This window comes from Enterococcus sulfureus ATCC 49903 (assembly GCF_000407605.1).
Lineage (GTDB): Bacteria > Bacillota > Bacilli > Lactobacillales > Enterococcaceae > Enterococcus_G > Enterococcus_G sulfureus.
The window spans coordinates 697159-712252 of record NZ_ASWO01000005.1; the positions used below are offsets into that span (position 1 = coordinate 697159).

At 37.6% G+C, this 15094-nt stretch carries 13 protein-coding genes and 1 riboswitch; of the genes, 2 read left to right on the forward strand and 11 right to left on the reverse strand.

The features are described 5' to 3' along the window. Positions 1–55 precede the first annotated feature (55 nt). A riboswitch (FMN riboswitch) is annotated at positions 56–187 on the reverse strand. Between the two features lie 64 nt (positions 188–251). The 11 genes from I573_RS09370 to I573_RS09420 all read right to left on the reverse strand — a co-directional run bounded on the left by I573_RS09370 (position 252) and on the right by I573_RS09420 (position 11600). Next, a complete protein-coding gene (locus I573_RS09370) occupies positions 252–968 on the reverse strand; it encodes a pseudouridine synthase (RefSeq protein WP_016185251.1) in 717 nt (238 codons plus the stop codon). Continuing rightward, complete coding sequence (gene scpB, locus I573_RS09375; protein ID WP_016185250.1) at positions 968–1543, reverse strand: SMC-Scp complex subunit ScpB; 576 nt, start codon at positions 1541–1543, stop codon at positions 968–970. Before scpB ends, I573_RS09370 begins: the two co-directional genes overlap by 1 nt. Further along, a complete protein-coding gene (locus I573_RS09380; protein ID WP_016185249.1) occupies positions 1521–2285 on the reverse strand; it encodes a segregation/condensation protein A in 765 nt (254 codons plus the stop codon). Before I573_RS09380 ends, scpB begins: the two co-directional genes overlap by 23 nt. A gap of 10 nt (positions 2286–2295) precedes the next feature. After that, the gene (xerD, locus tag I573_RS09385; protein ID WP_035020743.1) at positions 2296–3186 is read right to left on the reverse strand and encodes a site-specific tyrosine recombinase XerD; all 891 of its coding nucleotides are present in this window, start codon (positions 3184–3186) and stop codon (positions 2296–2298) included. Positions 3187–3279: 93 nt separating this feature from the next. Next, the gene (fur, locus tag I573_RS09390; RefSeq protein WP_211213403.1) at positions 3280–3750 is read right to left on the reverse strand and encodes a ferric iron uptake transcriptional regulator; all 471 of its coding nucleotides are present in this window, start codon (positions 3748–3750) and stop codon (positions 3280–3282) included. Positions 3751–3817: 67 nt separating this feature from the next. After that, complete coding sequence (locus I573_RS09395; RefSeq protein WP_016185246.1) at positions 3818–4708, reverse strand: CvfB family protein; 891 nt, start codon at positions 4706–4708, stop codon at positions 3818–3820. A 30-nt stretch (positions 4709–4738) separates the two neighbouring features. Then, positions 4739–6883: a cell division site-positioning protein MapZ family protein gene (locus I573_RS09400; protein WP_016185245.1), complete on the reverse strand. Its 2145-nt coding sequence runs from the start codon at positions 6881–6883 to the stop codon at positions 4739–4741. Positions 6884–7044: 161 nt separating this feature from the next. Next, on the reverse strand, positions 7045–8151 hold the full coding sequence (gene rpoD / locus I573_RS09405; RefSeq protein WP_016185244.1) for an RNA polymerase sigma factor RpoD: 1107 nt from the start codon (positions 8149–8151) through the stop codon (positions 7045–7047). Positions 8152–8165: 14 nt separating this feature from the next. Then, the gene (gene dnaG / locus I573_RS09410) at positions 8166–9983 is read right to left on the reverse strand and encodes a DNA primase (protein WP_016185243.1); all 1818 of its coding nucleotides are present in this window, start codon (positions 9981–9983) and stop codon (positions 8166–8168) included. A 136-nt stretch (positions 9984–10119) separates the two neighbouring features. Next, positions 10120–10968 carry a DUF368 domain-containing protein gene (locus tag I573_RS09415; RefSeq protein ID WP_425387057.1) on the reverse strand — a complete coding sequence of 283 codons (849 nt, stop codon included), beginning with the start codon at positions 10966–10968 and terminating at the stop codon, positions 10120–10122. Then, a complete protein-coding gene (locus tag I573_RS09420) occupies positions 10965–11600 on the reverse strand; it encodes a lysozyme family protein (protein WP_016185241.1) in 636 nt (211 codons plus the stop codon). Before I573_RS09420 ends, I573_RS09415 begins: the two co-directional genes overlap by 4 nt. Before the next feature lie 187 nt (positions 11601–11787). Here I573_RS09420 and I573_RS09425 point away from each other — a divergent pair, with 187 nt between their 5' ends. Next, entirely contained in the window at positions 11788–12501 is a 714-nt protein-coding gene (locus I573_RS09425) for an alpha/beta fold hydrolase (protein ID WP_016185240.1), read from the forward strand. A gap of 9 nt (positions 12502–12510) precedes the next feature. Beyond that, positions 12511–15057, forward strand: a complete 2547-nt coding sequence (gene mprF / locus I573_RS09430) for a bifunctional lysylphosphatidylglycerol flippase/synthetase MprF (protein WP_016185239.1) — start codon at positions 12511–12513, stop codon at positions 15055–15057. Positions 15058–15094 lie beyond the last annotated feature (37 nt).

The window sequence follows — 15094 nt, forward strand, 5'->3', positions numbered from 1 at the left end:
TTCGTACACGAAAATAGGGTACTTGTTTTGATTGATTTTAGACAAAACAAATACGCCCTATCTTCTTTATCCAGACTGTACTGTCGGTAACGGAATTACACCGTATCGGCTATGATACACCAGGTATATCATAGTTCGTGGACTATTACCACCGGTCGGGAATTTCACCCTGCCCCTGAAGACGAACCTTAAATATTTAATTTATAGTTCTATTATACATAAATAAACTAATATCTCAAGTAATTGATTTGTTATTTACTACTTTCTAAAATTGCATTGATTTCTTTTTTGGATAACTCACGGAATTCTCCAGGACGCAAATTACCAAGCGTTAACGGTCCATATTGTTCCCGCTTTAATTTTTGAACCGGCAATTTTACTGCCTCTAACATATGTTTCACTTGGTGATTTTTTCCTTCATGAATCGTCAATTGCACAATACTTGTCTTGGCTTGATGATCAGTCGATAAAATATCAAAACGCGCTGGCGCATACTTTTCGCCCTTATAACGAATCCCTCGTGTCAATGGTTTTAAATCTTGAGGCAGTGCAACTCCTTTTACTTTAGCTACGTATTTTTTCTCGACTTCATGTTTTGGATGGGTCAAACGCTGTGCAAAATCACCATCATTCGTTAATAACAACAAACCAGAGGTGTCATAATCTAAACGCCCCACTGGATAAATTCGTTCGGATACATCGCTAAAATAATCTGTTACGACTTTACGTTTTTTATCATCTGTTACGGCTGAGATCACACCGCGTGGTTTATAAAACATAAAATATACGTATTGTTCACTTGAAATCGGCACACCATCTACTGCAACTTCATCTTTTTTACTTACTTTTGTTCCCAACTCGCGAATGACTTGACCATTGATAGCCACTCGTCCATCTAAAATCAGTTGTTCTGCTTTTCTACGTGAAGCGATTCCTGCTTGTGCAATTACTTTTTGTACTCGTTCCATTATTCGTTCTCCTCTATTTGAGTGATAGGCTGAAACAGATCTTGTATAGGTTCCTCTAAATCGGCGCTCATCACTTCTAAATCTGGTAATTCAGTTAGATCTTTCAACCCAAAATAATTCATAAAATACGCGGACGTTCCATATAAAATAGCACGCCCAGGACCATCTACTCGTCCTTTTTCTTCTACTAATTGTAGCGCAACTAACTTTTGTAACGATCCTGAAGCCTTCACACCACGAATCGTTTCGATTTCAACTCTTGTAATCGGCTGTTTGTAAGCAATAATCGCAAGTGTTTCCAACGCTGCTTGCGACAAGCGACCTGAAAGTGGTGATCGTGCATATTCTTTTAATAGAGGTGCCAATAGTTGTTTTGTTGACAAAATAAATTGTTGCCCTACTTCTAAAATACACAATGCGCTTTGATCATCTTCTTCATAGCGTTTTGCCAATTCCATTAACTGCGTATGTACGACAGTCTGAGATCGATTGAGAATCGTGCTGAGTTCTTCTAAACGGATGCCTTCTTGTCCAACAATAAATAATAACGCTTCAATCTCCTGATATTCCTTCATATAATTGTTCTCCTGGATAGATCTTAATTTCTGCATACTGAGCTGTTTGAGCTACTTTTATTTTTTGATACTTCATCAGTTCAAGCATCGCCATAAAAGTCGTGACTAGTTCTTCTTTCGTACCGGTAACAAGTAAGGCTTCTAAGGTACATCCTGCCATCATTTCTTCTTGGATTTTTTTCGTGATCCACATTATTTTTTCATCGACAGTCGTCTCATCTTTGGCGATACTTGCATCGATTTTTTTACGTTTTTTCTTTTTTTCAAGCAACTGATGAAAAGCCAAAAATAAATCAATCGTATTGACTTGATTTTGCTTCAATTCCACCTGTGATTCTTGATAATCTTCCAATTCCATAGGTTCACTATGAAAGAAAGTTTCACGTTCTTGTGCAAAAGAAGACAGGGTTTGAGCAGCCTGTTTGTATTTTTTATACTCAACAAGTTGCGCGATCAATTGCTCTCTTGGATCTTCTTCTTCATAGTCGATCCATTCTTCTTCATATTCTTCCGTAGGCAAAAGCATTCGACTTTTCATCGCCATTAATGTAGCCGCCATAACAAGATATTCACCTGCAATTTCTAACTCCAAATGCTTCATCGCATGAATATATGTTAGGTATTGGTCTGTAATCTGAGAAATCGGGATATCGTAAATATCCAATTCTAGCTCATTTAATAAATGCAACAGCAAGTCTAAAGGACCTTCAAAAATTGCTAATTTTACTTTCATTTCTTCCATTTATGTACTCCTATGCACGCGGGAAGTATTGTTTATACACTTCTGTCATTCGTTTTTTCGTAATATGTGTATAGATCTGCGTAGTGGAAATATCCGCATGTCCTAACAATTCTTGTACAGTACGTAAATCTGCACCATTTTCTAAGAGATGTGTGGCAAAACTATGACGCAATGTATGAGGTGTGACCGTTTTGAAAATTCCAGCCTCACGTACGATTTGCTTCAAATTCTTCCAAACACCTTGACGACTGAGCTTTTTCCCATGATGATTGACAAATAATGCTGTTTCATCTGGATGTTTTCCAACAAGCAATGGTCGAGCTTCATCTAGATATCGTTCGATCCAATCAATCGCTAGATCTCCTAGTGGTACAATTCGTTCTTTTTCACCCTTACCGATCGTTTGTAACAACGCCATATTTAAATGGACATCGCTTAAGCGTAAATTGATCACTTCACTCACACGCAGTCCTGTCGCATACATCACTTCCAATAACGCACGATCTCGAATACCTAAAATCGTTTTGGTATCTGGAGTCTGGATCAAACGCTCTACTTCTTCTAAACTCAATGTATCTGGTAATTTTTGCTGTTTTTTTGGCGTATCGATATGTTGCATCGGATCATGATCTGTGACACGTTCTTGACGTAAAAATTGATGAAAGCGTCGCAAACTAGAAATCATTCGTGTAACAGTTGCCGGCGATTTCCCAGCTTTTTGCATCGTTTCTAAAAAATCTAATACAAGGTAACGATCTACATTTTGCCATTGCGTAATATTACGCTCAACTAAAAAATGATAATACTGCATTAAATCGCGTGCATAACTTTGTTTAGTATTGCTTGATAATCCACGTTCGATCGTTAAATAATGCAGATACTCTTCAATTTGTTCTTTCATCATTTCACATCCTTTGCTCCACCACTGATTTATCATAACAAATTTTCCAACAAAACGATAGCACCGCTTTAAAAAAACAAAACAAGCAAAAGATTACTCTTTTGCTTGTTTGATTTTTTCTTGACACTCATAGCAAATTCCATGAAACGTCAACCGATGATCTTTTACGATAAATCGATAACGATCTTCGACGACTTCTTCCACACTACCCAATAAATCTTCTTCAATTTCTTCAATATTGCCACATTCCAAACAAAGCAAATGATGATGAAAATGTTCCGCACCTTCTTTTCGAAGATCATAACGCGCAACACCATCGTTAAAACTTACTTTATTGACAACATGTAATTCTGTCAAAATTTCCAATGTACGATAGACGGTAGCTAAACCGATTTCTGGACTCTTTTTTTTCACAAAAAAATAGATTTCTTCTGCAGAAAGATGCTCTTTCTCATTTTCCAGTAATACCAATACAGTCGCTTCTCTTTGAGGAGTCAATTTAAATCCCGAATCATGAAGTTGCTGCTTCGTTTTTTTCAAGGCAGAAACAGTGTTCACGAGCATGCACCTACTTTATCATTATTCTCATTTACGTTTTACGTAACGGACTCTATACTAGAATCATTATAATTTACTTTTCGGATTTCGACAAGCTCTCGTCATGATTTGTTTTCAACAAATACGTGTGTCCATCTTTTTGTTCGATCAAACGCGCTTTTAGTAAATGCCCAATCGCTCGTTTAAACTGACCTTTACTGATTCCAAATAGTTGTTTGATGGCTTCTGGATCCGATTTATCTGTATACGGCATGCTGTGTTCAGCTGTCCGTTCAAGATAAGCCAATAGCATTTTCGCATCATCTCCAATAGCTTCATGCGCTCTTGGTTTTAAAGAAAGGTTTAATACGCCATCTGGGCGAATCCCAATCACGCGACCGTTGACTGTTTCTCCCAAACGTGGTTCGTTAAATCGTTCGGAAGGATGGATAAATCCAATATAAAAATCATCGGTCAAAATATATGTCCCCATCAATTTCAAACGAAATACTGTTCCAGAGATATCTTTATTTTTTAATTCTGGTGTCCCCTTTTTTGAGAGTGCTCTAAAAATCTTTTCTTCTGCCAATGAAGCCCAGATCCGGTCTTTACTGTCGACAGTCAATTGGACCATCAAGTGATCCCCTTTTTTAGGCCACAATTCGCGCATCGTTGGCAATTCGTCTAGGGATACTGCGATATCTTTATCTGGCAGTCCAATATCTACAAATACACCTAGATCACGACGGACATCTTTTACCTCTGCAAAAGCAAAATGTCCTGGTCTACTCTTAGGGATAATCGTTGTAAAGCAATTGTCTTGTGACTGATTTTGATACCCAAATCCTTCAACTGCTTCACCTAATTGATGTTCTCCTTCTGATTTTAATAAACGAAAAGTCATTCCATTTTTTTGGACGTAATACGCTTGATCATTCTCATCAATGATCAATCCTGTAAATACAGATGCTAATAATTCATTCATTGTTGTTCTCCTTTTAAACTAAAGTTCTCTTTAGTTGGTTCCACTACCATTTCCTTTGAAAAAGCCAGTTTTATCATTGATCGTTGCAATATACATCGGTAATCCTTGTTCTCCGACATCTTTTAGTAACGAGGATTGATTGGTTGTCGCATATAAATTGTAATAGCCTTGACCATTTTCAATTCGAACACGTTGTAAATAAAATCCTCCAGGAACAATATATCCTCTTGCAATACATTGATTGATCACAGAATCATATACTCCATCTGCCCATTCCCACGCGGAGTTAGACGCATCGTCTAGATCGCTTTGTCTTGAAGCAATAATTGGACGATTGTCTTTATTGACCGCTGTTGTAGAAGACAAGACTTGATTGGCTTGGCTATACTGCGTATTCTGGTTAATTTTAGCAATTAATTCATTTTCTTTAGCTGCTTGTTCTGCTTGTGCCTTTTCTTTAGCTGCTTGTTCTGCTTGCGCCTTTTCTTCTTTTTCTTTTGCTGCTTTTTGATCGGCATCTCGCTTGGCTAATGCTGTCTTAATCGGTGTTAATTGGTTCGTTAACTCTGTTTTTAAGGTCTCATCTTTGAGCGCTTGGACTTGTTTTAGCGTATTGGTATAAGTTTGTGTTGTCACACTAGCAGCTAATTGATTATTTTTCAATCCGGAAGTCAGTTTTGTTACTGCTTCTTTTACGGTTTGCGCTTGCTCTACTTGTTTTTGTCCCAAGGTAACAGCTTGATTATATGCTTGATCAAATGCTGTAGCGTCTTTGATTGGAACTGCTAAAAATGTTTGCGTATTTAACACATAGGCTTGATCATTTACTTTGCCATCTACTAGTACGGGCGTATTAAATTGCTTATTTAAGTCTTCTTGCAACGTATATTGCGTGATTAACGTATCCACAAACTGACTTGCTTCTTTTTCCTCTTTGATCCCTTTAAGTGCGGTCAATTGCTTTTGATACTCTGTTAGTTGACTTTTCGTTGTGCTTGCTTTTACGATTGGTTCTTCTTTTGAAACCGATAGAGCTTGGATATCTTTCATCAAAGAAGCGACATTTGCTTCTTTTTTTACAAGTTCAGCTTGTGCTTGACGTTCTAATTCTTGTTCATGTGCATAATAAGCACCACCACTGATACTGATTATCGCAATGACCGCAACCGTATACCAAACGATGCGTTTCTTTTTCTTAGACCACTTTGTACGTGCCTTACGTTTAGGGACGACTGCCTCATTTTTTATTGTCGCTTTAGGATCAAGACGATCAGCTGGAATCGTCATCTCTACTTCTTCTACAGAAGATGGCACCGATTTATTGGCAGATTCTTGTTCTAGATAGTGTGCCGCTTGTTCGATTTTTTGTGTAGCTTCTGGTTTTGGCAGCGAATTTTCTTCTGTTATCTCTTCGATTATCGACTGACTTGTTTCTACAACCTTCGCCTCGATACTATCTGAAGCTAACGTTTCAGTTGATTGTTCTGCTTCAGGTTCTTCTACTTTAGGTTCTTCTGGATTTTCAACTGTTGCTTTTATCGTTGGATCTGTTGAAACAACTACAGCCTCAAGTCCTTCAGGTTCCAATTGATTTTCTGATCCAGCATCTTCTACTAGTTCTTCTTGTACTACAGCTTCCTCTTCGGGTTCTTCTTGTGCTATAGCTTCCTCATTAGATTCTTTGTCTACAGAGAGTTGAGGTTCTTGACTTGAAGACTCTTTTGGCGTTTGTTGTTCGATGACTTCTTGAGATTTAGTTTCTTGTTCTTCTTTTTGACGAATCAAATCTTTGATTTCTTCTTGTGCTTCTAAATGACGCCCTTCTTTATAAGCCTTTAAATAGGCAGCCAAAATGGGGTCATCTTCAAATTCTTCTACTTTAGTTTCTGATAAATCACGTTCGGGACGATCCACTGTTTTAATTGGCTCTTCCGCATCGTCTTGACTCGTTTCATCATATAAGTTATGGAATTGGTCCATCACTTCACCTAGCGAGATTTCTTTCAATTCCGACCATTCGATATTATCATTTTCAATCGCTTCACTAGTTTCTGGATGATCAATTTGATCTTCACTGATTTTTTTAGCGATATTTTCTTTGATTTCTGCTTTACAGTTGGGACAGATCAAGTCCCCGTTAAGTGGTTCAAAACCACAATTTGGACAAGTTTTCATGTAGTACCACTCGACTCCTTTTTTTTCATTCACAGTACTTCTATCATACACTATAATAAAACGTAAAAAAAGCAAAGTTACAAGACTGTAAACGAAACTACATAAACGAAAAGCAGTGACTTTTGAAAGCTTACGCTTCTAAAAGCCACTGCCAATTATTTTTATTCTAAAAAGTCTTTTAATTGTTTTGAACGAGAAGGATGGCGCAATTTTCTTAGCGCTTTGGCTTCGATTTGGCGGATACGCTCACGGGTCACACCAAATACTTTGCCTACTTCTTCCAATGTTCGTGTTCGACCATCATCGATACCAAAACGTAAACGTAATACATTTTCTTCACGATCTGTCAGTGTGTCTAAAACATCTTCTAACTGTTCTTTCAACAATTCATATGCTGCATGTTCAGCTGGACTTGTTGCATCTTGATCTTCGATGAAATCGCCTAAATGAGAATCGTCTTCTTCACCGATTGGTGTTTCTAAAGAAACGGGTTCTTGTGCGATTTTTAAAATTTCACGCACTTTTTCAGTCGTTAGATCCATCTCTGCACCAATTTCTTCTGGTGTTGGTTCGCGACCTAGATCTTGAAGTAATTGACGTTGGATACGGATCAATTTATTAATCGTTTCCACCATATGCACTGGAATACGAATCGTACGTGCTTGATCGGCAATTGCACGAGTGATCGCTTGACGGATCCACCACGTAGCATAGGTTGAAAATTTAAATCCTTTACGGTAATCAAATTTTTCAACAGCTTTCATCAAGCCCATGTTTCCTTCTTGGATCAAATCTAAAAATTGCATTCCACGACCAACGTAACGTTTGGCAATACTTACAACTAAACGTAAATTTGCTTCTGCTAATCGTTGTTTCGCTTCTTGATCGCCTTCTTCAATTTTTAATGCAAGTTCAACTTCTTCAGCAGCTGTCAGCAATGGTACACGACCAATTTCTTTTAGATACATACGCACTGGATCATTGATCTTCACACCGTTTGGAGCAGATAGATCTTCTTTTGGTTCTTGTTTGACTTGTTTTTGTGTTGCTTTTAATGCATGGACAGATGGTTCACCATTTTCATCTACTACACTAATTCCTGCGTCTTCGACTTTTTGGATCAATTTATCCATTCCGTCTGCATCTAATTCGTACGGAGTTGCCAATTGATTTGTTAATTCACTATAAACGACTTGTCCTTTGACTTTATTCGTACGAATAAACTCTGTTACTGCTTTTTCATATGTTTTTTTTGCTTCTTCTGCCATGAAAGAGGCCCCCTTCAGTGCGATACTTGTATCTGCTTTAATTGTTTAGTCAATGCAATAATTTCAATTGCTAATGCTATTTCTTGTTCATTGTTACCTTGTTGGGTCGCACGTTGTTGTGCATGTTTTTTTTCTTCGATTTCTTGTCCGATACGCGCTAGTTGTAATTGTTTCATCAGTTCACGAAACTCTACGCTCGATCCTTCTTCAGAAACATTTTGTGCAAAAATATTTAACACCAGCGTACGTAACCCGTCTTCTTTTAAAAAATCTAAAAAACGAGCCACTTCAAACGTTTCTTGCGTACTACAATACGTATCTAGCAATATATATAAAGCTTGGTACTGTTCATTTAAAAACGCACCGTCTTCTTGTTTGAACTTACTGCGATAACTACTGTCTTGCATCATACGATACAACAACAATTCTTGTGCTTTTTGTGCCAATGTTTTCTTTTGCTGTCGCACCGGTGTAACAATTGTAGGTTTGATTGGTAAGGCAGCTGGTTTATGTTCACGTTGATAAAGCTGGACTTGTTGTGTTAGCGTTGTACGTTGCAACTGAAATCTTTCAGCTAACTGAGACACATATTGATCTTGCTCGATCAGTGAGTCGACTGTAGCCAGTTCTTTTAAGACCAATTCTAAATACGTTACACGTTCTTTTTCATTTTGCAAATTGTATTGTTTTGCCAAAAAATCTGCTGTAAACGAAAATGGTGTTTGCTGTTCATGTTCAACTAACTGACGAAACGCATCGGCTCCATTTGCCTGAATAAATTCATCAGGATCTAATTTATTGCCTAAACGAACAACACTTAAATTTAGTCGACTATGCTCACGTAACAATTCTAATCCACGCGCTGTAGCTTGTTGTCCGGCATCATCACCATCGTAACAAAAAACTAAATTTGTAGCCACGCGTTCCAGTTGTTGAATTTGCTGATTCGTCAAACTCGTCCCCATCGATGCTACGCCGGATTCTAGACCCGTTTTAAATGCTGCGATGACATCCATGAATCCTTCAAATAAATAAACCGTACCATCTTTACGAATACTCGATTTGGCTTTATCTAAATTAAACAAGACCATGCGTTTATTGAAAATCGGAGTTTCTGGCGAGTTTAAATACTTCGCTTGATCGCTTTTTTCATCAGAAAGCTCAAACCAACGTCCAGAAAAAGCAATCGTTCTTCCACTACTATTGCGAATAGGAAACATGATCCGTTGATAAAAACGATCGAGCAATCGCCCGTCATCTCGTTCAATAAACAAACCTGAATTCAATAAATCTTCACGTGATGCAGCTTCTTTTTCAAAAATCCGCTCCAAAAATTCACGCTGCGGCGGTGCAAATCCAATTTGGAATTCTTCGATCAATTCATCAGTCAAACCGCGATCATGTAAATAAGTCAACGCTGCTTGTCCAACTTCCGTGTTGACCAACATATGATGATAAAATTGCATCGCTTTGTCGTGTAATACATAAAGTGGAGAAGTTTCTTTATTTGGCGTCGTTGCAGTTTGGTGTCGATAAGTTTCTTGAAGTTCGATTTGCTCTAAATCGGCAACTTTTACCACAGATTCAGCAAACGACAATCCTTCGATCTCTTGAATAAATCGAAATACATTTCCTCCTTTACCACAACCGAAACAATGAAAAATTTGTTTATCTTCTGCGACGGTAAATGAAGGGGTCTTTTCAGAATGAAACGGACATAGCCCCGAATAATTTCGCCCTGCTTTCTTCAATTGTACATATTGCCCTACGATTTCGACAATATTCGTACGTTCACGAATATCATCAATCACTTCAGAAGGAATCTTACTCATCTACCTCACCTCCTATGCGGGTCAGCAAAACATCGGTAAAAAATCGCACTAATGGAAATTAGCGCGATTTCTCCAATTTGACAGTATTCTACTCTTACTATTGTATCATAAAATCACAAGAGTTCAAACTTTTTGATTATTTGTATTGTTCTTCTAATCGACTCATAAATGCTCCTAATAAAATACCTAATACAAGTAAAATGCCGCAGCTAACATACCCTAAAGAACTTACTCCTGTGTAATCAATCGGAATGATCATAACCGTTGACGCTAACACTACACCTAAAATGACATGAAAGAAAATGGCATACCATCTTGATAAAATAAAATCGACCAATTTTGAGAAAATCAAGACGGTTGCAATTCCACCAATCGCGATTGGGAGCACAACAGATACATCTAACGTTTTGATCCCATCTGACATTGCTTTATACATGCCCATGTACACTAAAAAATTAGATGGACTCAACCCTGGTACGATCATACCTAATCCAATCAATCCTCCGGCGATCGTCCACGTACCTAAATTTTGATCAACTTCACTAAACAAAGCCGCTCCTTGCCACAAAAACAGAAAACCTAAGACAAAACTAAGGCCAAAGATAATCCATTCTTTTGTACCTCTGCCTTTCTTTCCTGCTTCTTTAAATAAAGAGGGCAACGTTCCAAGAATACACCCTACAAAAAACCATAAAATAATGGTTTCATATGCTCCTAGGAGGAAGCTGACTAGAAATGATAATAAAAATACACCTGTAATCCCTCCCAGCCCTACCGGAAGAAAGTACAGCACGTTTTCTTTAAAATTACGTGTTAAATGTGCTAAAAATGAAATAATTCGTTCATAGATCCCGAAAATCGCGGCAAGTGCACCACCACTCACACCAGGCAAAATAAATCCTGAACCTATAAACATCCCTTTAATAAATCTCAATCCCCAATCGTTACGCCTTTTTGTTTTCTCCATGCTCAATCTCCTTTTTATGATTCAAATATGCAGTTACTTAACTTGATTTTCCATTGATTTGTTTTCACTAAGTCTGCGTAAAACATGTTTCCCCCATTATGATATAGATATCCTCCGTTATATAAGAAAGAACGCCATGCATAATAACGATACTGTTGTCGATCTTGGTTTCCCAATTGCGGCGATAAGATATCTTTAGAATAACTTTCTGCTAGTTCGACCGTATTCTCTCCTCCTCGTTTCGCAACATAGTCGATGTAATCTAATCCATAATTGTACGCTTGGACGGCGGTCCAAATATCTGTTTTTTGTTCTTTTGAACGCTGAATTGCTTGTGCCAAAAACGCAACACCTTGTGTTATACTTTGAGTGGGTGTCGTAATTTGGCCGATTTCGCCTGTATAGCTTTCTGAACTTTGCATCGGATCTTCTCCTTTACCTTTAGATTCAGTAAAAATAATACTTAAGGCAAGATCTTTATATTCAGAAATCCCATTTTCTACTAATGCTTGATCCACTGTTGCATCAAATGAATGCACTTGTTTTAAGATTTGATAATTGCGGTACACCATAAAGCAGCCAGCAAATAGTATTGCCAAACATCCAATTCGTAAGCTCAAAAAGAAAAGAGTATCTAGTTTTTTTAACATCTATATCAACCTCTTCTTTCGCTCTTTATAGCCTACCGTGAGAGAAGAAATCTGTCTATCGTTGTTCAAAAAAAATGAGTGTTTTTAATAAAAATTAAAGTTTTATTCTTACAATACTGTTCGTAAATAAAGATGTACTCTACTGGTTACACTTGTTATATTGTAAAGATGGAAAGTAGGTGAGGCCTTGAAACAATCAAAAACACTACTTCTTTCAGACGGATCGACATTAGCTTATCGAATTTATGGTCAAGGGTTCCCTTTGATTTTGTTACATGGAAACGGCAATACTGGAGCTTATTTTGAGCGACAAGTCCCTACTTTTGCAAAATTTTTCAAAGTCATTGTGGTCGATAGTCGAGGACACGGTGCTTCTAACAATTTAGCAACACGAATTTCCTATCGCTTAATGGCCAATGATGTAAAAGAATTACTTGAAACCGAAAAATTGACTTGTGTGCACATCCTAGGGTTTAGTGATGGAGCGAATATCGCGATGGCCTTTGCTTCAGATCACCCTCAGTATGTCAAAAAGTTGATTTTAAACGCTGGAAATATTGAGGTAAATGGGATGCATCTTTTAATCAAATGGTTGACCTATTTAGAATATTGGGTAGTCTGGTTATTGGCCTTATTCATTCCTTTTTTTAAGGCAAAAGTCCCGATTGTTCACTTAATGATCCAAGATACTCAAATTACTAAAAAAGATTTACACAACATTACGGCGAAAACGTTGGTCATTGTGGGGAAAAAGGATGTTATCAAAGTCGAGCATTCATTTGCGATTGCTTCAGCGATTCCAAATTCTCGCTTTGTACTCGTCCCCAATCACGGCCATCGTTTAGCTAGAACCTCCCCCGCATTGTTTAATGAAGAAGTATTAAATTTTTTGAGAGGATAAGGTGAAGAAATGGAAAAAAGTATTAGGTGGTTTAAACAGCATATAACCTTCTTTAAATTATTATTTGTATTTGCAGTCTTGATGATCGTGATCGCAGAATTGCTTTCAATTAGCAAGACCATCTCGTTAGAACGATTGCAAGAGATGTTTGATCGAATTCCCTTGTGGCAATTGGGTATAATTGCCATAGTTGGACTACTTTCTGTAGCCCCCATGCTAGGATATGATTTTACTTTAAAAAAATTATTAAAATTAGAGTATTCGAACTTCTATATTTTCGAAACAAGTTGGATTATCAATACCATTAATAATATCGCAGGATTCGGTGGATTAGTCAGTATCGGTCTGCGAAATGAATTTTATGGAAAAGGATCAAAAAACAGCAAAGTAATCTCGTCACTAACGAAAATCTTTGTGTTTGTATTATCTGGTCTTTCGATCTATAGTCTCCTTTCATTTATTGCGGTTGAATTTTTTGATCGTTCAGCGTATGTCAAACAATATTGGATCTGGCTATTAGGAGCAGCCTTGTATTTTCCAATCGTATTTGTCTTGTCTCAACGAAAAAAAGAAGGGTTGTTATCTGGATTAACCTTTAAAGAACAACTTGCTTTGATCGGCACGTCATTTTTTGAATGGACAGGTATGATCGTGACGTTTTCACTGATCGGCTATTTTTTAAAGGTTCCTGTTTCGTTAGCAGATAGTATTCCCTTATTTATCGCGGCTACCGTAATCGGAATCATCTCTTTGATTCCTGGTGGATTAGGTAGTTTTGATGTCATGATGATCTTAGGGTTTTCTTCTTTAGGGATTCCAAGAGAAATCGTAGTCCTTTGGCTAGTCATTTACCGCATCGCGTACTACTTGTTGCCATTTGTTGTTGGCTTGTTGTTATTTTCTCGTCACTTGTTCTTAAAATTAGACAACCGCTATAATGAGATCCCTCGACAACTAGCTATTGAATTATTCCATAAAGTTGTAGTCGTACTGCTTTATTTTTCGGGAATGCTTATGGTCTTGCTTGTTACAGTGCCTGAAGTATTCTACACCACGAAATGGCTTGAGCGTTTTAATCCATTTGGGCTACATTTAATTTCTGAATTTCCAAGTATTATCTTAGGATTTTCATTGATCATTATGGGACGTGGAATGGCTGCTAGAGTAAAACGTGCGTATTATCCTACAATTATTTTATTAGTCCTAACCGCAATCTATGCCTTTACTACTGACTTTAGTCTAGTCACCGTCACTTATCTAGTTGTTTTACTTCTTATGGTTATTGTCTCTAAAAGCGAGTTATATCGTGAACAACTTGTATATTCATGGGAATGGATGACTATAGATGGGATCATATTTGGATTGCTCGCCTTGCTTTATGTCGTATTAGGTGTGTATAGCCTCCCCACTTTTCAGCGTCATCCGCATCCACATCGTCCCAAATTTGTCGATTTTCTTTTATTTCCATCTGAGAAAATCTGGCTTTCTGGTTTTATTGCCATTTTAATTGTGGTTGCATTTATTTCGTTATTTACACGTTACTTAAAAGGAAATAAAAAACAAGTCAGCCAACCGCTAGATAAAGAGGTTGCACAAACAATCCTTCAAACATATGGTGGAAATATCGATAGTGAACTCGTCTTTTTAGGAGATAAGGAGCTCTTTTTATATCCAGAAGAAGAGCCTACAGTCTTTTTACAGCTGAGAACCTACAACAATAAATGTGTAGTGATGGGAAATCCTTCAGGTAATCAAGCTGATTTCCCGGCGGCTATCGAAGCGTTTGTAAAACGTTGTGATCGTTTATGTTATCTTCCTGTTTTTTACGAGGTGGGAGAAAATACAGTATTGACGTTACATGAATTTGGCTATGATTTTATCAAGATGGGCGAAGAAGCGTTGGTCTACTTACCAGAATTCAGCTTAGCTGGTAAAAAGAATCGAGGGATTCGTTCACTTATGAATAAATTAGCGAAAGAAGGGTACACTTTTTCAGTGTTGCAACCCCCATTTACGGCTGATCAAATGGCTACGCTAAAAGATATTTCAGATAGCTGGTTAGATGGCCGAAAAGAAAAAGGATTCTCCTTAGGCTTTTTTGATGAAGAATACTTGCAACGAAATCCTATTGCAGTTGTGCAAGATGCTGAGGGCGTTATTGTCTCCTTTGCCAATATCATGCCAACTTATACGAAAGAATCTGCTACGATTGACTTGATGCGACACCATAAAGAACTAGCTCCTTCTGGTACAATGGATTTCTTATTCGTCCATTTGTTCGAGTATTTAAACGAGCAGGGCATCGAATACTTCAATCTTGGAATGGCCCCACTTTCAAACGTTGGGAAGTACCGACAAAGTTTTATTCAAGAACGAATTGCGGCTCTAGTATACGAATTTGGTTCAGAATTTTATTCATTCCAAGGGTTACGTGATTATAAAGCGAAATTTGCTTCGATCTGGCACCCAAGATATACCCTCTATTCACGAGATAGTTGGATCTTGTATGTAATGATCACTTTGCTTATTATCGACAACGCACCTCCTAAACAATAACAAAAAGACATCCGGATTTGTACCGACCTTCAAAAGC